Below are 18,913 nucleotides of genomic sequence, written 5' to 3' on the forward strand. Positions count from 1 at the left end.
TTCATTTACTTTCCTTCCACTGGAATGAGCACCGTCTGGACCTGGTTCAGCGGCAGATAGGTGAGCACCACGTTCGACGCGGACACCGACTCCACCCGATACTGGCCGCCGATCACGTCACCCGGCGAAACAATCAGCAACTGATCTCCGTTGCCGAGGAACACCTGCGGCTTCGCCGACCTGGCATCCTGCTGGCCGAGATAGACGAACGGCACCGGCGGCGCGGTCGGCGGCGCCGGACGCGTCTCGGGAGGAGGCGGCACGACGGGCGGCGGCGGCAGCCATGACGACGCCGTGAACGGATCGTGTGCGGCTTCGACGGACACGGGCGCACGCAATGCGGCGAGCTGCTCGCGCGGGGTCGCCACCGCTGCATGCGACGCGGGCGCGGGCGCTGCGGCCTGAGAGGCCGGCGCGACGCGCACACGGGCCGGCGCGGGCGCCGCCCGCACCCCGTCGTGACGCACCACGATGCTTGCGGCAGCGGGCGCCGGCTGCTGCATCGCCGCCACCAGCACGCGATATCCGGCACCGGCGACGACGAGGCAAGCCAGCGCGAGTGCGAGCCGATGGCGCGAAGCGGGCTTCATGGCGGCGGAGATCATGGCTGGGCGCTCCGGTAGACGAGCTCGAAACGCACCCGCGCGTCGAGAATGCTGCTGCCCACTGCCGGACGCTCGACGTGGATCTCCTGCAGCGCCGCGTTCGGCACGTTGTTCAGCACCGATGCAAGAAAATGCCGGATCGCGCCGTACTGGTCCTTCACGGGCAGCAGCACCTGGTAGCGCGCGAAGCGCCCGCCCGACTCGGTCGTCATCTGGTACTCGGCCGACCCGAGTGTCAGGTGACTGTCGCGCGCCTGCTCGAAGATCGACGCGATGTCTTCCGCGCTTTGCGAAGAAGCCGGAAAGAGCGCGGGCAGCGCGTCGAGCGGGGTCGCGTCCGCCGCCGTGCCGCGCACATCCACGCGACGATGGCCGGGTGCGGCGCGCACCACACTGGCCGGCGCAAGCATCGCGCGCGTGTCGGACTCGACACCCGCGATCGCCGCATACGTGATGGCGGCCGCGCCGAGCATCAGCACGCCGGCGAGCCCCGGCAGACCGAAGGCGCGTCGCCACTCGAAGCGAAGCGTGAGCAGGCGGTCCGCGAAACGATCGGCTTTCATGATTTCCTCCAGACGGCCGTGATCTGGAAACGCACCGGCTTGCCCGCCACGTTCTCCTCGACGAGATGACCGTTGAGCGTCGCCTCGCGCAGCACGACGCTCGTCTGCAAGTACTTCAGGTACGCGATCATCGCGTCCGGATCCTTCGCTTCGGCCGTGATGCGAATCTGGCCCTGCGCCGGGTTCTGGTCGATGCCGATGAGCGCGACGTCATGGCCCGGATAGTCCTCGACGATCGAGAAGAGCGTCTGCCACGGCACGGTCAGCTCGCGCAGCACGGCCTGGCTCTGCTTTTCCGCAAGCCGGGCAGCCGCGGTCGGCGGCGGCTTCGCGACGTGTTGCTGCGCGAGCAGGCGATGCTGGACGACCGTCAGGCTCTCCCTGATGCGGTCGTTTTCCGCGTACGTGTGCCAGAGCCGGACGGCGCACGCGCTCCACAGCAGCGCGGCGACACCGAGGAGGATCATTCCGCCGGCGCCGATGCGCGCGCGGCGCCGGCAAAAATCGATGTCGAGCGTGCGGATCATGGCGCGTACTCCAGCAATCGGCGCGCGGGCGAACCGTCGTGCGCCGCGCGGCCCGGCAGCGCGACCGCGGCGCAACGCGCGCCGAACGGCGTTACGTCGAGGTCGGTGCCGAACAGATAGACCTTGCAGGCGTCGAGCTTCAGGCCCGTGCGCAGCGCCGAGCGCTCGAACAGCTGCTCGGCGAGCTCGGCGAGCCGCGACGCGTCGCCGGACTCGCCCGGAAAGAGGCGCTGCGTGTCGTACGCGGCCCACTCGCCGTGCTCGATCATGACCGCTTGCAGCAGCGCCTCGTCGACGACGAGCAGCATCGCATCGCCGTCCGGCTTCACCGCGAACCGGTCGAGCGTCTCCGGAAGGGCCGCGCGCAGGCCGCGGATCGGCACGTCGCCGGACGCACCGGCACCGAGGATGCCGTCGTACAGCGTACGCGGCAGCGCGCTGGCAAAGAGCACCCTGCCACCGCGCCGCACGTCGAAGCGCGCAACCAGCGACTCCGCGGCGACGCCGTACGTGTCGGAGAAATGCGCGAGCGCGATTTCCTCCAGCTCGCGTGCGTGCAGCGCGCGGAAGTCTCCGCGCAGGATCGCATGACAACACCAGAAATCGTCGAGCACGACATGCGCGCCGCGCACCGGCGCCCGCTTCGCGCCGGCATCGACATCGTGCATCGCGGCCAGCGCGGCGCGCAGCGCATCGAGCAGCCCCGCCTCGCTGCCGAACTGCGCATCGGGAATGGCGACGCTGAGCGGATCGGCGACGAACCCGCGCCGGTCCGGCCGCCACAGTGCGCGCGTGCGGATGCCGACGGCGATCTCGCGCGTCCCGACACCGACGGCAAGACGATCATTCGACCATGGTGACACGATTGATCTCCTCGAGCGTCGTTTCGCCGCGCCTGACCAGGTCGAGCGCCGACGCCCGCAACGTCGTCATCCCGTAGCGCAGCGCCGCGGCCTTGATGTGCCCGAGCGGCGCGCGCTCGGACAGCAGTTGCCGCAGTTCGTCGTTCATGCGCAGCGCCTCCGCGATCGCGCGCCGGCCGCGATAGCCGCTGCCGCGGCACATCGCGCACCCGGTGCCGCGTCGAAACAGGTAGCTGCCGGCCGTATCCGGGTCGATGCCCGAACGGGCGAGCGCATCGGCGTCCACCGTGTCCTCGTCGAGACAGTCCGTGCAGCACTGGCGCAGCAGCCGCTGCGCGATGACGCCGTTCAGCGCCGATACGAAGCTGTACGGATCGACCTCCATGTTCGTGAACCGGCCGATCACGTCGAACACGTTGTTCGCGTGCACGGTGGTGAATACCTGGTGGCCGGTCAGCGCCGCCTGCACGGCGATCTGCGCGGTCTCGGGATCGCGGATCTCGCCGACCATGATCTTGTCCGGGTCGTGCCGCAGGATCGACCGCAAGCCGCGCGCGAACGTCAGGCCCTTCGCCTCGTTCACCGGAATCTGCAGAATCTCGCCCAGCTGGTACTCGACCGGATCCTCGATCGTCACGATCTTCTCGAGCCCGTTGTTGATTTCGGTGAGGATCGCGTAAAGCGTCGTGGTCTTGCCGCTGCCGGTCGGCCCCGTGACGAGCAGCATGCCGTACGGCATCGACGCGACCGACCGCATGAAGCGCGTGTCGGCCGGCTGGAACCCCAGCGCCTCGAGCGTCAGGCCGCCCGACGCCTGGGAGAGCTGATAGCGGTCGAGAATCCGTAACACGGCATCCTCGCCGAACTGGTTCGGCATGATCGACACGCGGAAATCGATTTCGCGTCCCGCGTACATCGCCTTGAAGCGCCCGTCCTGCGGGATGCGGCGCTCCGCGATGTCGAGTTCGGAAATCACCTTCACGCGCGACAGCACCTGATCCGCGACGTCGCGGCCCTCCACCCGCCCCACCACCGTGAGCACGCCGTCGACGCGGCACTTGATCATCAAGCCGGCCGCCCTGCATTCGAGGTGGATGTCGCTCGCCAGCATCTTGAGCGCATCGTAGATCGTCGAATTGAGCAGGCGCACCACCGGGCTGTCGTCGCTGCTGATGCCCTGCAGCGTCAACGCGAGCGACGCCGGATCGGGCGCGCACTGGATCGGGTCGTCGAACGCGAGCGAATCCATCGCGCGGATGTCCTTCTCGCGCACCGCCAGATACGCGCTCAGGTCGCCCGCGCTCGCGAGCGCCCATCGGTACGGCAGCGTCGGGTGCGCGCGCATCCGGTGTTCGACCCAGCCGCGCGTGCGGGCATCGAGCGGATCGGCAATCGCGAACAGCAGCGCGCCGCTGTCGGGATCGCGCAGGCACACGCAGAGACGCGCCATCGCCTCGACGAACGGCACCACCTCGAAATCCGGCTCAAGTCGGTTCAGCTCGCGTATGCCGATCGGTTTCATCCTGAACTGCGCGGCGAGCCGCTCGCGTATTTCGTCCGCGCCGAGCGCCGTGTGCGCGGTCAATGCCTCGAGCGCGCGAATACCGGACCCGTGGCGTTCGCCGAGCGTGCGAAGCAAGTCGCGCAGGTCGCGCCGGCCGGCATCCGCGTCGGGATCGGGATCGACGGGAGAAATGACGGTGTCCATGCGAATCTCCGGGGCGGCCTACTGGATGCTCGACGCGATCTCGAAGATCGGCATGTACATCAACACGACGATGCCGCCGATCACCACGCCGATCACGATCATCATCGCGGGTTCGATCAGTCGCGAGATCAGGTCGATCGTGCGCGAAACCTGCGCTTCCTGGAATCCGGCGATCCGGTCGAGGACGGGCCCGAGCGCGCCGGTCTTTTCGGCCACCGTCAGCAGGCGATAGCCGATCGCGTCCGCGAGGCCGGCCTGCTGGAACGCATCGGACATCTTCGCGCCGTTGCGGATCTGCTGGAGCGCGGCTGCGAGCGCGGCCTGATCGGCGCGGCCGACCAGGCCGCGCGCGAGGTCGAACGCGCGAATCGCGGGAATGCCGCCGTCGACCAGCATCGCGGTCGTGCGATAGAACTGCGACTGGCGGAACACGCGGAAGTGTTGCCCGATGCCGGGCAGCGCCAGCAGACGATCGGCGAGCCAGATCCGCAGGGCCGGCCGCCGCAGCGCGAGCCCGGCGGCGACGGCCAGCACGGCGAGGCCAACGGCCAGCCCGGTGCCATGCGCGTGCACCATGCCGCCCCACGCCATCAGCAGCCGGGACATCAGCGGCAGTTCGCGCCCGCTGTGTTCGAGGAGCGTGGCGAACCGCGGCACCACGAAGCCGAGCAGGAACAGCACGACGGCCGCGCCGACGAACAGCAGCACCGTCGGGTAGATCGCCGCCGACACGACGCGTGCGCGCAGCTCACGCAGCGTCGCGCTGTTGACCGAATAACGCGTGAGGCTGTCGGCCAGTCCGCCGGTCTGCTCGCTCGCCTTCACGCACGCCACCAGCACCGGCGGAAAGATCGGGCTCGCGTGCTCGAGCGCCATCGACAGCGCCTGCCCTTCCTCGAGATGCCGCAGCAGGTCGTGATACACGTGGACGGACGCTTCGCGCCGGGTGCTGCCGCCGAGCGTGCGCAGTGCGTCGACGAGGCCGACGCCCGCATCGAGCAGCGCCGCCAGCTCGCGCGCGAACATGTCGACGTCGAAGCGCGCGCGCGGCATCCCGAACCGGTTCGTGCCGCGCCGCTGCCGCGCGGCGTCCGCGCTGACCGACACGACGCGCAGGCCGCGCGCGCGAGCGAGCGATGCGGCGTTCGCCGGCGAATCGCTGTCGATCCGCAGCGTCTGCACCGACCCGCTCGTATCGAATACCCGCAGCACGAATTTCACGTCGACTCTCCTTGCGGTTGCTCACGCCGCGCACCCTGACCGCGCCGCTACCACGACGAGATCGTCACGTTCTCGCCGGTCCCGCCCCCGCGTCCGTCCTTGCCGAGCGAAAACAGGTCGTAGTCGCCGTGTTCGCCCGGTGAACGATACTGATAGGGCCGATCCCACGGATCCACCGGGACGGCCTTCTGCAGATAGGGGCCGCTCCACCGCGACGCGCTTTGCGGCTTGTTCACGAGCGCATCGAGCCCTTCCTCGGTGGTCGGATACGAACCGACGTCGAGCCGGTACTGATCCAGTGCCTGGCCGAGCGACACGATCTGCGCGCGCGCGACCTTCACGTTCGACTTGCCGACCTGTTCGAAATACCGTGGCGCGACGAGCCCCGCCAGCAACCCGATGATGACCATCACGACGAGCAGTTCGAGCAACGTGAAGCCGCGGCTCGCGCGTGCGCGGCACCCGCTTCGTTCGTCGCGCGGCCGCCGGTCCGGCCCGCCGGCCGGTATCGAGGACGATCCATGGCTCACGGCTTCCCTCCCTGTATCAACCCGCGGCGTCGGCGCCGCGGATGCCGTTGATTGCATTCTTGTTCACGCGGGTACGCGCCAGAAGTAGGGAGTGCCGTCCATCCCCATGGGTAGATCCCCCCCAGTTGGGCGATGCGTCAATGGAGGGAATTCACACACGGTCGTCGTCGTTCAGCGCGAGCACGCCGATGTCGATCGCGAAATGAACCAGGCCGGTCAGGTTGGCGATGCCGAGCTTGCGCATCAGATTGGCGCGGTGCTTGTCCACGGTTTTCGGACTGACCTTGAGGCACTCGCCGACCTGCCGGCTCGTGTGGCCCTCGACGACGAGGCGCAACACGGTGCGCTCGCGATTGGTCAGCGCGCTCCACAAGCGCGCCTTGTGCGCGTTCGCGTCGCGCAACCCATGCAGGCCGACGCGGGCGCGATAGGCGTCGAGGCTGACCACGCACTTGCCCTGCATCACGAAGCGCATCTCGCGCACCAGGTCGGCGAACGGCGAGTCCTTGAGCACGTAGCCGTCCGCACCCGCGGCGAAAGCGTCGCTCACGTCGTCTTCGCCGTGATGAACCGTGAGGACGATGATCCGCGCATGCGGCACGTTGCGCTTGATCGACGCGATTGCCTCGAAGCCGCTGCCGCCCGGCATCGACAGATCCATCAGGACCAGGTCGGGCCGGGTCTTCTCGGCGAGATGACACGCCTCGACCCCGCCGCTCGCCGCGCCGACGATGCAGTAGTCGGCCAGCTCGGAAACCAGATGACTCAGGCCGACGCGCAACAGATGCTGGTCCTCGACGATCAGCACACGATGCTTGTTGTCCAATTTCGACGCTCCCTCGCAGAAACGTGGCACCCACGGCCCGCTGTCGGCGGGAACGGGCACTAGTTGGACGCGACGACGTCGCGATAGGCAGCGAGCAGCTCGGTGGGCGTCGCGAAGCCGTCGATCCGCAGCCATGGCTGGCCCGGCGCGGCCCGCACGAACGTCACCGGCGTGTGGTTCATCTTGTCGCCGCGAAAGACGTTGAACGCGCGCTGCGCGGCCACGCTCGCCTCGACGGTCCCCGTGTAATGCTGCCATTCGGGACCGGCATCGAAGCGGGCCGCGTAAGCCCTGAGCCGCTCCGGCGTGTCGGCCTCCGGATCGATCGAGATCGACATGATATGGACCTTGTCGCGGTCGGCGCCGAGTTCGCCCTGCAATTGCTCGAGCGTCTGGCTGATCATCGGGCAGATGGTCGTGCAGCTGGTGTAGATGAACGTCAGGATCACCGGCCGGCCGTCGTCGAGCTCCTTGGCCAGCAAGACGGTCCGACCGTCGTCTCGCACGAGCTGAACCGTCGGCGCCGCATACTGGACCATCGTGTGCACGGTCCCCGGCATCATCGCGTGATGCATGTGCATGCCCGCGGCTTCCGTCGCGCCGTCGGTCATGCCGGCTTTGTCGACCGCGTTACCGGCAGGCGCGGCCGGTACAGGCTGCGCGGGGGCGTCGGTCGCGGGCGCCATCGCGGGTTCCGCGGCGGGCGCTGCGGGCGCCGCGGCAGGGTCACTCGCCGGCTCCATCGCGTGCTCCATCGGGTGCTCCGGCGCGGGCATCGCCGCGCCGCCGGCGGCATTCCCGTCGGTGCCGTCCGCTGCGCTTCCGGCAGCGTGTTCGACACCGTTCTGCATGTCCTTGTCCATCGAACTGTCGACGGCTTCCGGCGCCGGGTTTTCCGTGACGCTCCCGGCCGCCGCCGCGCTTTCGACCGCCGCCGCGCCGGCGTTCTCCATCGCGCCGCCGTCGGACGCGCACCACGCGGGCGCCGCGGCGAGGGCAATGCCCGCCACCACGCATGCGCCCATTGTCGATCTGGCGATCCTGTTCATACCGGCCTCCATGACACGAGCGAGGCAGCGGACAATTCCGTGCCCCGCCCATGCAGTGTCATGAATTTGCCGGAGAGCGTCATGGGATGACGCCCCCCAAAGGCCGGTAGGACATGCCCGCCCGGCACGATCCCGCAATGCGCGCGGCAGGCGTTTCCCTATGACGAACGCGCGCAATCCCCATGTTGCGGCCCGCCTCGGTCACGTCCTAGAATGGTCGAAACCTTACGTTTTCCTGAAGACGCGCCTCGGGAGCCACCATGACTGAACGCCAGCCCGAAGGACCAAGGATCAGGCTCCTCGATCTGATCGACGCGATGCGCAAGCTGCGCAGTGCGCTTCGTCACGACGATCGCCGCCGCGCCATCGTCACCGACGCACGGGGCGCGGCGCTCGCCATTCTCGCCGACGACGGCGCGTTCGTATCGGTCAATCGCAGCACCGCCGCGCTGTTCGGATACAGCGGCGCCGAACTCGTCGGCCGGCCGCTGCGCGACCTGGCACCCGACGACGCCCACGTCGGGCTTGCGGACGCACTCTCCGCGAGCGCCGCGCTCGAGCATCATTCGTTCACGGCGATGCTCGGCGGGCGAAGCGGCCATCCCGCGCAATTCGTCATCTATCGGCAGGCACTGCCCGGCACCCGGCTGTGGCTGACGCTGTTCGAGGAATCGCCGATGCCCGAGCCCGCACGACGCGGCGACGCGGCCAACGATGCGGGCGTGCATGCGTGCCACACGTATCTGCTGATGGGCCAGCAGAAGGAGCGGCATCGGCTCGCCGCGGAATTGCACGACGGGCTCGGCCAGGCGCTGACGCTCATCAAGCTGATGAATGAGGACGCGCTCATGCGGCTTCGTCGCGGCGAGATCGCCGACGCGACGGCGCTGCTCGACGTCGCCGTGCTGCGGATTCGCGAAACGATCGGCGAAGTGCGCCAGATCTGCGGCGAACTGAAGCCGCCGATGCTCGACAGGCTCGGGCTGCCGGCCGCGCTCGCGTCGCTGTGCCACCGCATCGAGCGTGACGCGAGCCCGCTGTCGGTCGAGTTCAATTGCGACGTCGACGACGACGAGATTCCCGCGCATCTGAAAGCGGACATGTTCCGGGTCGCGCAGGAGGCGCTGCACAACGTCGTCAAGCATGCGCAGGCCACCGAAATCATGCTCGGCCTGCAACACGATGCCGGTGGGCTGCTGCTGACGATCGACGACAACGGCGTCGGCTACGAGCGCCATCCGCTTGCGACGGACGACGCACGCGCGGCGGGGCTCGGGCTGATCGGCATGCAGCACCGCATCGAGTCGCACGGCGGCACGTTCGGGATCCAGTCGTCCGCCACGATGGGCACGCGTGTCTCGGCAACCTGGCCGCTCTGATACCGGCGACGCTCAGCGCTTCGCCCCACCAGCGGGATAGTCGTCCAGCCGCGCGACGGCGTCGGGCACCTGCACGTCGTCGTCGACCGGCCGGGCCGGCACGTCGGCCACATCCGTTTCCGCGCATTTCGCCGCGAGCGTGGTCAACAGACCCATGTTCATCGCGACGAGCACCAGTTCCGTCAGATTCGCGAGATGGAGCTTGTGCATCATGCTCGCCCGGTACTTCTCGATCGTCTTCGGGCTCAGGCTCAGGTACAGGCCGACCTGCCGGTTCGTGCGCCCTTCCGCGATCAGCTTCAACACGCTGCGTTCGCGCGCGGTCAGGATGTCCCACGCCTTTTTCGGCGCGGGCGTTTCGCGGCCGGTCACGAACGAGTCGACCATGTAGCCGTACACATCCGCGCTCAGGTGCCGCTTTCCCTGCATGACCATGCGCATCGCGAGCAGCAATTCGTCAAACGAAACGTCCTTGAGCACGTAGCCTTCGACGCCGGCACGCAGCGCCTCGCGCACGTACTCCTCGTTCTGGTGCACGGTGAGCACGACGATGCGGATCGTCGGCATACGCCGCTTGATCGTCGCACTCGCATCGATACCGTTCATCCCGCGCATCGACAGATCCATCAGGATCAGGTCCGGCGCGAGCGTCATGGCCAGGTGGCACGCTTCCTTGCCGTCGCGCGCTTCGCCGACGACTTCGTAGTCGCCTTGCGCGGAAAGCATCGACCGTAGCCCGTTTCGCAGAAGATCATGATCTTCCGCAATCATCACGCGACATTTTGTATTCACGGCTTCCCCCAAGTTTTCCGCGCTTGCACCACGTCGGATCTCGACGCCTCGTTTGCACGGTGCCGGATGTGTTCTTGTTGCCTTGTCCGGTCTGGCGACCTGTCTCGCGACCAACATGTCACACCCGTGCTCCGTGCAAGGTTCGGGCCAGCGCGCCGCGCGCGAGCGTCCGCGACGGACACGCCCTCGCCGAAACGTGGCGCACGGGCCGGAATGTTTCAGGGCTGAATCGAATTGACCGTGTGCGTCCCATCAGTAGGACTACGGATGGCGGGACTACCCGATCGTTTCCGGCGCGCAGGAAACAAATCATTCCGCAACGGCGCGCGCATTGAGCGGAAACCAACTGTTCCGCGTAAGAATCGTCAACTTCGCCCGCCGGCCCGATATTACCCGCGATTTCTTTTGTAACAGTTTTGCATCGCCGCGCGGCGTGTCGCTGGCGGTATCGAAGTGTAGGAGGTCGCCCCATTGCCGATCCGATGTACCCGCAACGACAATGCAGATGCAGGAGGCCAGAAAGATGCACAGCCGCCCTTCATCCGTATTGGGAACAGCGCTCGTTGCCGCATGCGCGGGATTCGGCTCGATGTGGTCGTGCACCGCGCACGCGCAGATCTTCGGCACGGTGACGAGCAACGGCGCCATCGTCCTGACCAACGAGCCCGGCACGGCCAATCTGAAAGTGATCGTCGCCGCCGAAAGGCCGAGCGCAGCGGAAGCGAAGCGCGCCGCGCCGAAAGCGGCGATCGCGTCGTCGTTGGCGGACGTCATCGCCGAGGCAAGCCGGTCGTTCAATATTCCGCCCGAACTCCTTCGCGCGGTGATCGACGTCGAATCGGGATACAACCCGAAGGCAGTCTCGGACAAAGGCGCGCTCGGGCTCATGCAATTGATGCCGGAAACGGCGCGGCGTTTCGCCGGCGTCGACATGTTCGATCCGCGCGACAACGTGCTGACCGGCGCGCGGTATCTGCGCTTCCTGCTCGACCTGTTCAAGGAGAACGTCGAGCTCACGCTCGCTGCCTACAATGCCGGGGAGAACGCCGTGATTCGGGCAGGCTATCGCATTCCGTCGATGCCGCAGACGCGCGAGTACGTGCCGCGCGTCCTGGCGCGCTACAAACGGCTGCTCGCCGCGAGTTGAAACGCCGGCGTCGGCCGGCGCGACACCGGCCGACGGGTCGAGTGGCGATCAGGGAAACGCCGGGATGGTCGGATCTTCGCCTTGCAGGTGCGCATCCGTGTGGTGAAGCTTGATCGCGTCTTCGATCTCGTGGACGCGGTCGGTCGGAACGTCGATCATCATCAGCAATTCACCGTGCTCGATGCCGTCCTCGAAGCGCTTCAGGCGCGTGCTCGGCACGTCGACGCCGATCATCGTCGACACCCATGCGCCGAAGGCCGCGCCGAACAGCGTGATCGCCACGACGACGCCGCCGCCGATCCGCAAACCATCGGGCGGGAACACCAGCAGGAGCAGCCCGAGCAGCATGCCGGTCCCGAAGCCGACGGCGGTGCCGCGCGCGAGCGACGGCAGCAGGTCGCTGCGCTGCGCGAGCGTCGCCTCCGGCAACCCGTCGCGCATCACGGCGTGATTCGCGAGGCAATGGATATGTCGCCACTCGACTCGCAGCGACAGCAACTCGCCGACGACCGACTGCGCGCATTGCGTCGTCGGCAACAGGAAATAGACGCGTCTCATGGCTCCTCCTACGTCACCGCGCAATGCGGCGATACGCCGTTGAACCATTCTGGCTCGGCGCGCATCCGGCTTGTAGTGGTAATGCTCGCCAAACTGCATGGGTAGAACACGGTAGGCGCCGCCGCGCGCGCCTCAGAGCCGCCCGTAGCTGTGCAGCCCGGACAGGAACATGTTGACGCCGAGGAACGCGAAGGTCGTCACGAGCAGGCCCGTGAGCGCCCACCATGCGGCCACCGTGCCGCGCAGGCCCTTCATCAGGCGCATGTGCAGCCACGCCGCGTAGTTGAGCCACACGATCAGCGCCCAGGTTTCCTTCGGGTCCCAGCTCCAGTAGCCGCCCCATGCTTCCGCGGCCCACAGCGCGCCGAGGATCGTCGCGACCGTGAAGAACGCGAAACCGACCGTGATCGACTTGACCATCACGTCGTGAAGTACGTCGAGCGTCGGCAGGCGATCGGCGAGCACGCCGCGCTCCTTCATCAGGTACGCGACCGACACCATCGCCGACAGCGCGAAGCTGCCGTAGCCGATGAAGTTCGCCGGCACGTGGATCTTCATCCACCAGCTCTGCAGCGCCGGCACGAGCGGCTGGATCTGCTGCGCGTCGCGCGCGACCGAGTACCACATCAGGAAGCCCACGGCCGCGCTGATCACCAGCAGCACGAACGCGCCGAGCGCGCGCGTGCCGTAGTGGCCTTCGTAATACAGATAGAGCAGCGCGGTGATCAGGCTGAACAGCACGAACACTTCATACAGGTTCGATACCGGAATGTGCCCGACGTCCGAACCGATCAGGTAGGACTCGTACCAGCGCACCATCAGGCCGGTGAAGCCCATCAGCACGGCGACCCACGTGAGCTTCTGGCCGATCGCGGAGCCCGACGCCGAGCGCGCGAGCAAGCCGATCCAGTAGAAGATCGTCGCGAGCACGAACAGCGCGCTCATCCACAGGATCGCCGACTGGCTCGACAGGAAGTATTTGAGGAAGAACGCCGAATCGGCGCGCGCGAGATCGCCCTGGTAGATCTGGATCGACAGCAGTGCCAGCACGGCGATCGACGCCATCATCAGCCGTGCGGGCTTCCAGCGCCAGCCGAGCGCGATGAGCGCCGGCACGGTGCCGATCATCACCGCCTTGTCGTAGTCATCCATGTGCGCGTGGTAGTGCACGAGCGCATGGCCCGCGCCCACCACGAGCGCCAGGGCGAACAGCCAGTCGAGCAACGACAGGCGCGCGAGGAACGCGCGGTCGTGATCCGGCTGGCGCGAGCGCATCGCGGCCGGCGCACGAAGTCGCCGCTGCAGCGACGCGGCGACGGACGCCATGCCGCCGCGTGGGGATTGAATGGCCTTCATGTGCTTCACCGGAGTGGAACTGCCCGTTTTAAAAGAAGGTGCCCCGCCCCGGGGAAGACGAGACACCCAAATGGTCGCCGCCGTCGCCGTTCGTCTGTCCGCTGCGCGGCACCCGCCGCACGCGACGCCGATTCAGCGGCGCGTGTTCATTGCTCGGCCGCCGGGCTCGCCGGTGCGTCGGCTTCCAGCGGAAACGCCTCGACGTACGCCGCGACGGCACGCATGTCCTGCTCGGTCATGTTCGCGCACACCGATTTCATGACAGCACCGCGCGGCCGCGAATCGGTTTCCCGGAACACCCTCAGTTGCTTCAGCACGTAGTCCGCGTGCTGGCCGGCGAGCCGCGGGAACCGGCTCATGCCCTCGCCATGCTGGCCATGACACCCGACACACGCCGACACGCCCTTGTCGGGCAACCCCGACACGAAGATCGCCTTGCCCGCATCGAGCAGCGCGTGATCGTCGGACGCGCCGAGGACCGGCGGCTGGCCAGAAAAATAGTCGGCGATCTCGTCGATCTGCGCATCGGTGAGATGCGTGAATCCCCACATGTAGCGCTTCGCATTCGGATCGGCACGCGCGTGATGCTTGAAGTCGGTCAACTGGTCGACGAGGTATTCCTTGCGCTGTCCGGCGAGCTTCGGAAACATCGGCGACACCGACACGCCGGTCGCGCCGTGGCAGTTCGAGCACACCTGCAGCGCGATGGTCCTGCCCGATACGGCCGGATTATCGACTTCCCGCGACCGCTCCAGGTCGTGACAACCCGATGCCGCCAGCACCAGCGCGAGCCAAGCGAAATGGGTCACCTTGTTCATGTCAGCGCTCTCCCTGCCGTAATATCCGCCGCCCCGCCGAATGTCAGAACGAAGCGAGCCATAGATAGACGAACAACGTATCGTTGTCCCTCGCATTGCGTCCGTTGCCGTCGTAGTTGGTCGTCGCGCCGAGGTACTTGGTGAAGTGCGTGTACTGGATGCCGACGCGCACGTGTTGATCCGGCATCCAGAATATTTCCGGCGTCCAGCCCTGCGTATTCGGATGGAAGTTCGCACTCGCCGCGTAGGCCGCGCTGTCGGCCGTGCCCGTCGTATTGAAGAACGACAGGCTGACGCCGTACTTGGCCTGGAAAACGTACGACGCCTTGAGCCGCAGCGAATTCAGGTTCGCGGAGGTGTTGTCGCTCACGACGAAATTGTTCGGATCGTGAATGTTCTCCCGCACGTAGCGCGCCTGCGCAGTGATCGTGTGCGGCTCCAGCAGATACTCGTATTGCGCGTCGAGACCATAGTCGCGAAAACGCGTGACGCCGGTTCCGAAAATCGGGAAATTGTTCGCGTCGTGCGGGTAGACGTCGACGCTGAAGCCGAACGCACCGACCATCACGCTATGCGGCCCCCACTCGTGAGTCAGCGCGATGCGCGCATACGGGTTGTAGCCGCGCAGATAGATCTGCGGGTGATTCGGGTTCCCTTCGCTGTTCCCGTGGCTCAGGAACGACCAGATGCCGTCCGCGGTGCTGTAGGTGGTCAGCTCCGCGTACAGCAGGCTGTTCCAGTACAGGTAGGCGCCGGTGCCGACCGCCTGCGTCGCGAGCGCCCCGCTTTCGAGCAAGGGCAGGTTCTGGATCTTCGCCACCGGGCTGATGGTCGACGAGACGTACGGGTATCCCCATGCCGGCGCGGTGTTGAATACGTCCTGCACGGTCGGGTTGTTGTGCACCGTCAGGCCGACGATCAGGTCGTTCGCCGACGTCATGATCCGGTCGACGAAGCGGAAGTCGGTATTGTCCGACGTCCAGTGGCCTTTCCATCGCCCGTCGCCGTCCTGATGATCGTGGGCGATGTAGGTGAACTGCGCGAAGCCGCCGAGATGGTCGGTGATCTTCCCGGCGAGGAACACGCTCGCGAAGTCGAAGATCGGCAGGCCGTCCTTGGGGTTGATCGGCGCGCCGTTGGAGTCGCTGTTGTAGCGCGTCTTGCTCAGGTCGCCAATCGCCATCGCGGCCAGCGGAATCGTGCGTTCGCCGAACGTGTAGCCGTTCAGCTTGAACATGCGCCCGTACGGCGTGAGTTCCGGAAACTGTCCGCCGGCATGGCACGCGACGCAGCTCTGCCCGGTCTGGCGCGCGAAGATCGGCAACGCGTGCGCGACCGGCAATTGCAGCAACGCGAGCACCGCGAGCGCGGCCAGCCAGCCGCGACGTGCCCGGCGATGTCGAACACCATGGCCGGCCAGGAACGTTGTCATGACGGTTTCCCTCCCCGCATCGTATGCCGCGATGCTCCGGCGCGACATCGCCATGTCGCACGATGTCTTCAGTGTGCGATGCGTGCATCGAAACCGACATGGGGCGACTCCCTCCATACGTGGCCTGTTTCCTACTCCATCCGAAGGCGCGCGACGGCTCAGGGAACGATCCAGTCTCCGTCGGCGGAGATCTTCGTGCGGTCCGGCCCGGCGAACCGGACGATATAGCCGCCCTTCGACGCGAAGCGCTGCCCGGTCGCGAGCGTCAGGCGCGGGTAGTAGCCGGTCAGGATGCGGCGTTCGAGCATGTCCTGGATGCGCTCGACGAGATACTCGCGCACGAACGCGTCGACCATGTGGCTCAGCGTCTCGGCGAGCAGGCCGCACGCGAGATAGGTATCCGCCTGCACCTGCGGCGCGACCATCGGAATCTTCCGGATCGTGAACCAGCCGAACGCGTAGTCGACGCGCACGCGCCGCCCTTCGGGCAAGTCGAACGGATAGGCAACGCGCGTGACGGCACGCCAGCTCGTCGGCAGCGGCGTGCTGTCGAGCCCGCCGAGCAGCCCCGACATGAACACGGTGTCCACCGTCGGCGGCACATGCTCGAGCGCCGCGAGATCGGGCGGCCTCAGCCACAGCACGAGCACATCGTTGCGCGACATCCCGCGCAACGCGCGCGCGACGCCGTCGTGCGGTGCGAGCGCATGATTCGACACCGCGATGCCGCGTGCCTTCAGCGCGGCGGCGAGCGCCTGAGCGCCGCGCTCGCCGTTGTCGCCGGCGCGATAGACTTGCCTGACCGTCTTCACCGGCCGCGCGCCGACTTCGTCCAGCACGCGCTTCGCGATCAGGTCCGACTCGAGCAGCACGCCGCGCGAGAAGTACACCGAATAGAAATCGTGATCGGCTTCGACCGGCACCTCGACGTTCGGAAAGAGGCAGGGCACGGCCTGCGCCTCGCAGAAGTCGTGAACGGGCGCCCAGTTCCTGCCGCCGAGCCCCGACACCACGGCCAGCACCGGCTGTCGGGCGAGAAACTGCGTCAACTGCGCGCGCCACGTGTCCGGCGGCCCGTTCAGTTCCCACACGTGCAGTTCCCAGCGGCGATTGACCATGAACATCATTTTTCGCGTGGAACGCAGCGGCGGCGTCGTGCCGAACGGAAACGCGTTCTTGTCCGCGAAGTAGTGCTGCAGGACGTCGAGCATGCCCGCCCGCTTCACCGGGTCCGCGTCCGGCGTGACGATCGTCGCGAAATGCAGCACCGTGTCCGTCACGCCCGACGGCGGGCGGCGATCGAGACGCTGCAGATAGCCGGTCAGCGCGGCCATGTCGGCGTCGCCGAGCGCGTATTGCGGCATCAGTCTGCCGAGCGGCCTGCCCTCCGGGTCGATTCCGTCGCGCACGGCGCGCGCGAGCCGCTCTTCCGTGTACGGCTCGCGATCGGTGCGCATGCCCGGAACGTACGGGATGTCGAGATCCTCGGCGGTCTGCGCGCGCGGATGCACCAGGTAGCGCCACGTGATCGGCGGGATGGTGGTGTTGCCCTCCTTCGAGCCCAGCCCGCTGCGCCGATGGCAATTGACGCAGGCGGCAGCGGCGCCTTGCAGGCGCACGCCGTCCTGATGCACGGCTTCGAGCGGCGCACCGGAACCGAGGATGCCACGCTGGAAGAGGGCTTCTCCCGCGTCCGCGGGCACGACGGGTGCCGCCGGCTCGCCGCCGATCGCGTGGCCCGCGCTTGCGCACAGCGCGGCCAGCACCACCCACCGCGCCAGCCGCCCGCGCGAGACCGGCGGCCACGCCGCCGCGAGGGCGCGCGCTCGCCCCCGGATGCCGTTCATGGCCGTGCCGTCGGCCGGGCCACGCCCGGCGGGGCCGCCGATACGCGTGCATCGATCGACGCCGCACGGCGTCCGCCCGGCGATACGGGCCGGCCGAAGAGCGCGTCGTCGAGCGGCGGATTCAGCGACACCTTGTCGATGATCAGCGTGTCCTTGGTCGGCGAGGCCGCCGTTCCGCTCTCGATCCTGAGCGGGATTTGCAGGCCGTCGATGAGCTTGAAGTTGCCGTAGTTCACCTCCACCGTGAGCGGGCCGCTCGGCCCGCGCACCTGGCGGTCGGCCTTCACGTCCAGGAAGCTCCGCCCGTCGATCCACACATGCCGTACCGCGCCGGACGGCAACTTCACCGCCAGGCGGTATGCATCGTGCCCGCCGATCGGGTCGACGCCCTCCAGCGTCACGCCGATGCCCTTCGCATCGTGATCGAACAGCGGGCCGTCGATCACCTGCTCGTCGCGCGCGGACAGCAGCTCGCCCGGCGTATACGGCCGCACGCCGGCGCTGCCGCTCGCGGCCTGCTTCCAGCCTTCGCGGCCATCGAACACGCGCACGGCCTTCTGGTTGAGCACGGTGATCTCGAAGCGCGTCTTGTTCGGGCGCTTCATCGCCAGGACGAACGGCATGTTGCGCACGGGCGCGTTCGGGCTGTCCACATGGCCCGACCAGACCATCGTCTGGACCTTGCGCCACGCGTCGAGCCCGCCTCTCGCCGCGATGTTCTTCTCGACGATCTGGTCCACGCCGAGGCCCTGCCCCGGCAATTGCTCGCACCCGCACAAGGCCGCCATCGCGCAGCCGGCGAGCACCCACGATCCGATCCGTCCCATGGTGGTCACCTCGTCCGGGTCTCGGCCGGGTGACTCGGCGCCTTCGCGAAGGTGAGCGGCGGCTTGCCGAACATCCCGTCGTCGGCCGGCTCGTTGAGCGCGACATGCTCGATCGTGATCCGGTGCGCGCCCTTGACGCCGCTCACGACGGTCTCGAGCGTGTGCGGCATGACGAGGCCGTTCTCCTTCCGGTAGTCGCGATAGAACACGGCGACGCTGTGCGTCTTGCCGTCCAGCACGCGCGGCTCGCCGTCGATCTTCAGTTCGAGAAAGCTCGACGCGTCGACCCACAGGCGGCGCGTCGCGCCCTCCTTCGACGTCAGCTTCAGCACATACGCGCGGTGCCCTTCCACCTGCTCCGTGCCGAGCGCCTGGATCGTGGTGCCCTTGGCCGCGTAGTCGATCAGCGGCCCGTCGAGTTCGGCCGATGACGCGGCGGACTTGAGTTGCGCCGGCGTATACGGCTCGACGTCGTTGCGGCCGAGGTACGGCCGGACCAGCCAGCCCTGCGAGCCGTCGTACACCTGCAGCGCCGTTTGCTGCTCGAACTGGATTTCGAGCCGGCTCTTGCGCGGGCGCTTCAACGTCAGCGTGAACGGCAGCCTGACGTTCTTCGTGCCGCCCGCATCGAGCTGCCCCGTCATCCTGATCGACGACACCGCCCGCCACGCCTGCAGCCCGCCACGGGCCGCCGCATTGCGCTCGGCGATCTGCGCCGCATCCATGTGCGACGCCGACGCCTCCTGCGCATTCCCCGCCGCCGAGGCCGCGGATGCGACCTGGCCGCAAGTCAACAAGCCGGCGGCACACGCCGCCGAAATCGACTTGAAAAGAAACCGGTTCATGACTGCTCTCCCCGCATGCA

General features: G+C 67.5%; 18 protein-coding genes and 1 pseudogene. 2 read left to right on the top strand and 17 right to left on the bottom strand.

Annotated features, from left to right (window positions below; all coding sequences use genetic code 11):
* Window positions 1-5: 5 nt before the first annotated feature.
* From CFB34_RS18280 to CFB34_RS39205, 9 genes and pseudogenes are all read right to left on the bottom strand, one after another.
* Entirely contained in the window at window positions 6-605 is a 600-nt protein-coding gene (locus CFB34_RS18280) for a hypothetical protein (RefSeq protein WP_089439616.1), read from the bottom strand.
* The gene (locus tag CFB34_RS18285) at window positions 602-1,168 is read right to left on the bottom strand and encodes a hypothetical protein (protein WP_089439615.1); all 567 of its coding nucleotides are present in this window, start codon (window positions 1,166-1,168) and stop codon (window positions 602-604) included. The genes CFB34_RS18280 and CFB34_RS18285 overlap by 4 nt, the downstream gene beginning before the upstream one ends.
* On the bottom strand, window positions 1,165-1,695 hold the full coding sequence (locus tag CFB34_RS18290; RefSeq protein WP_089439614.1) for a hypothetical protein: 531 nt from the start codon (window positions 1,693-1,695) through the stop codon (window positions 1,165-1,167). The genes CFB34_RS18285 and CFB34_RS18290 overlap by 4 nt, the downstream gene beginning before the upstream one ends.
* Window positions 1,692-2,558: a hypothetical protein gene (locus tag CFB34_RS18295; protein WP_089439613.1), complete on the bottom strand. Its 867-nt coding sequence runs from the start codon at window positions 2,556-2,558 to the stop codon at window positions 1,692-1,694. The genes CFB34_RS18290 and CFB34_RS18295 overlap by 4 nt, the downstream gene beginning before the upstream one ends.
* The gene (locus tag CFB34_RS18300) at window positions 2,539-4,266 is read right to left on the bottom strand and encodes a GspE/PulE family protein (protein ID WP_089439612.1); all 1,728 of its coding nucleotides are present in this window, start codon (window positions 4,264-4,266) and stop codon (window positions 2,539-2,541) included. Before CFB34_RS18300 ends, CFB34_RS18295 begins: the two co-directional genes overlap by 20 nt.
* Before the next feature lie 18 nt (window positions 4,267-4,284).
* On the bottom strand, window positions 4,285-5,487 hold the full coding sequence (locus CFB34_RS18305; RefSeq protein WP_089439611.1) for a type II secretion system F family protein: 1,203 nt from the start codon (window positions 5,485-5,487) through the stop codon (window positions 4,285-4,287).
* Between the two features lie 47 nt (window positions 5,488-5,534).
* Window positions 5,535-6,017, bottom strand: a complete 483-nt coding sequence (gene gspG, locus CFB34_RS18310) for a type II secretion system major pseudopilin GspG (RefSeq protein ID WP_089439610.1) — start codon at window positions 6,015-6,017, stop codon at window positions 5,535-5,537.
* A gap of 151 nt (window positions 6,018-6,168) precedes the next feature.
* Window positions 6,169-6,843 (bottom strand): response regulator transcription factor, encoded by a 675-nt coding sequence (locus tag CFB34_RS18315; protein ID WP_089439609.1) that lies wholly within the window; start codon window positions 6,841-6,843, stop codon window positions 6,169-6,171.
* A gap of 59 nt (window positions 6,844-6,902) precedes the next feature.
* A pseudogene (locus CFB34_RS39205) lies at window positions 6,903-7,364 on the bottom strand (SCO family protein); the annotation flags it as partial.
* Between the two features lie 788 nt (window positions 7,365-8,152).
* Between CFB34_RS39205 and CFB34_RS18325 the strand changes: the two are divergent.
* Window positions 8,153-9,271 (top strand): PAS domain-containing sensor histidine kinase, encoded by a 1,119-nt coding sequence (locus CFB34_RS18325; RefSeq protein WP_089439608.1) that lies wholly within the window; start codon window positions 8,153-8,155, stop codon window positions 9,269-9,271.
* A gap of 12 nt (window positions 9,272-9,283) precedes the next feature.
* On the opposite strand, the gene CFB34_RS18330 is transcribed toward CFB34_RS18325, so the two are convergent.
* Window positions 9,284-10,063: a response regulator transcription factor gene (locus tag CFB34_RS18330; RefSeq protein WP_089439607.1), complete on the bottom strand. Its 780-nt coding sequence runs from the start codon at window positions 10,061-10,063 to the stop codon at window positions 9,284-9,286.
* Between the two features lie 589 nt (window positions 10,064-10,652).
* On the opposite strand from CFB34_RS18330, the gene CFB34_RS18335 reads away from it, so the two are divergent.
* Window positions 10,653-11,210 carry a lytic transglycosylase domain-containing protein gene (locus CFB34_RS18335; RefSeq protein ID WP_242808728.1) on the top strand — a complete coding sequence of 186 codons (558 nt, stop codon included), beginning with the start codon at window positions 10,653-10,655 and terminating at the stop codon, window positions 11,208-11,210.
* Window positions 11,211-11,258: 48 nt separating this feature from the next.
* Here the strand turns inward: CFB34_RS18335 and CFB34_RS18340 are convergent, their stop codons facing one another.
* The 7 genes from CFB34_RS18340 to CFB34_RS18370 all read right to left on the bottom strand — a co-directional run bounded on the left by CFB34_RS18340 (window position 11,259) and on the right by CFB34_RS18370 (window position 18,893).
* Complete coding sequence (locus CFB34_RS18340) at window positions 11,259-11,768, bottom strand: DUF1269 domain-containing protein (protein ID WP_089439605.1); 510 nt, start codon at window positions 11,766-11,768, stop codon at window positions 11,259-11,261.
* 132 nt (window positions 11,769-11,900) lie between these two features.
* Window positions 11,901-13,043, bottom strand: a complete 1,143-nt coding sequence (ccsB, locus tag CFB34_RS18345) for a c-type cytochrome biogenesis protein CcsB (protein WP_089440373.1) — start codon at window positions 13,041-13,043, stop codon at window positions 11,901-11,903.
* A gap of 227 nt (window positions 13,044-13,270) precedes the next feature.
* Window positions 13,271-13,942 carry a c-type cytochrome gene (locus CFB34_RS18350; RefSeq protein WP_089439604.1) on the bottom strand — a complete coding sequence of 224 codons (672 nt, stop codon included), beginning with the start codon at window positions 13,940-13,942 and terminating at the stop codon, window positions 13,271-13,273.
* 43 nt (window positions 13,943-13,985) lie between these two features.
* The gene (locus CFB34_RS18355) at window positions 13,986-15,374 is read right to left on the bottom strand and encodes a cytochrome C (protein ID WP_089440372.1); all 1,389 of its coding nucleotides are present in this window, start codon (window positions 15,372-15,374) and stop codon (window positions 13,986-13,988) included.
* Between the two features lie 158 nt (window positions 15,375-15,532).
* On the bottom strand, window positions 15,533-17,221 hold the full coding sequence (locus CFB34_RS18360) for a c-type cytochrome (RefSeq protein ID WP_089439603.1): 1,689 nt from the start codon (window positions 17,219-17,221) through the stop codon (window positions 15,533-15,535).
* Complete coding sequence (locus tag CFB34_RS18365) at window positions 17,218-18,048, bottom strand: hypothetical protein (protein ID WP_089439602.1); 831 nt, start codon at window positions 18,046-18,048, stop codon at window positions 17,218-17,220. Before CFB34_RS18365 ends, CFB34_RS18360 begins: the two co-directional genes overlap by 4 nt.
* 5 nt (window positions 18,049-18,053) lie before the next feature.
* Window positions 18,054-18,893, bottom strand: a complete 840-nt coding sequence (locus CFB34_RS18370; RefSeq protein ID WP_089439601.1) for an outer membrane lipoprotein-sorting protein — start codon at window positions 18,891-18,893, stop codon at window positions 18,054-18,056.
* Window positions 18,894-18,913: the final 20 nt, after the last annotated feature.

Source organism: Burkholderia sp. HI4860, from assembly GCF_002223045.2.
In the GTDB taxonomy this organism is placed as follows: Bacteria; Pseudomonadota; Gammaproteobacteria; order Burkholderiales; family Burkholderiaceae; genus Burkholderia.

What these genes read in the sequence shown, in the direction of transcription:
- CFB34_RS18280 (WP_089439616.1), bottom strand. Translation starts at nt 605, where the DNA reads ATGATCTCCGCCGCCATGAAGCCCGCTTCGCGCCATCGGCTCGCACTC.
- CFB34_RS18285 (WP_089439615.1), bottom strand. Translation starts at nt 1,168, where the DNA reads ATGAAAGCCGATCGTTTCGCGGACCGCCTGCTCACGCTTCGCTTCGAG.
- CFB34_RS18290 (WP_089439614.1), bottom strand. Translation starts at nt 1,695, where the DNA reads ATGATCCGCACGCTCGACATCGATTTTTGCCGGCGCCGCGCGCGCATC.
- CFB34_RS18300 (WP_089439612.1), bottom strand. Translation starts at nt 4,266, where the DNA reads ATGGACACCGTCATTTCTCCCGTCGATCCCGATCCCGACGCGGATGCC.
- CFB34_RS18325 (WP_089439608.1), top strand. Translation starts at nt 8,153, where the DNA reads ATGACTGAACGCCAGCCCGAAGGACCAAGGATCAGGCTCCTCGATCTG.
- CFB34_RS18335 (WP_242808728.1), top strand. Translation starts at nt 10,653, where the DNA reads ATGTGGTCGTGCACCGCGCACGCGCAGATCTTCGGCACGGTGACGAGC.
- CFB34_RS18340 (WP_089439605.1), bottom strand. Translation starts at nt 11,768, where the DNA reads ATGAGACGCGTCTATTTCCTGTTGCCGACGACGCAATGCGCGCAGTCG.
- ccsB (WP_089440373.1), bottom strand. Translation starts at nt 13,043, where the DNA reads ATGCGCTCGCGCCAGCCGGATCACGACCGCGCGTTCCTCGCGCGCCTG.
- CFB34_RS18350 (WP_089439604.1), bottom strand. Translation starts at nt 13,942, where the DNA reads ATGAACAAGGTGACCCATTTCGCTTGGCTCGCGCTGGTGCTGGCGGCA.
- CFB34_RS18355 (WP_089440372.1), bottom strand. Translation starts at nt 15,374, where the DNA reads ATGACAACGTTCCTGGCCGGCCATGGTGTTCGACATCGCCGGGCACGT.
- CFB34_RS18360 (WP_089439603.1), bottom strand. Translation starts at nt 17,221, where the DNA reads ATGAACGGCATCCGGGGGCGAGCGCGCGCCCTCGCGGCGGCGTGGCCG.
- CFB34_RS18365 (WP_089439602.1), bottom strand. Translation starts at nt 18,048, where the DNA reads ATGGGACGGATCGGATCGTGGGTGCTCGCCGGCTGCGCGATGGCGGCC.
- CFB34_RS18370 (WP_089439601.1), bottom strand. Translation starts at nt 18,893, where the DNA reads ATGAACCGGTTTCTTTTCAAGTCGATTTCGGCGGCGTGTGCCGCCGGC.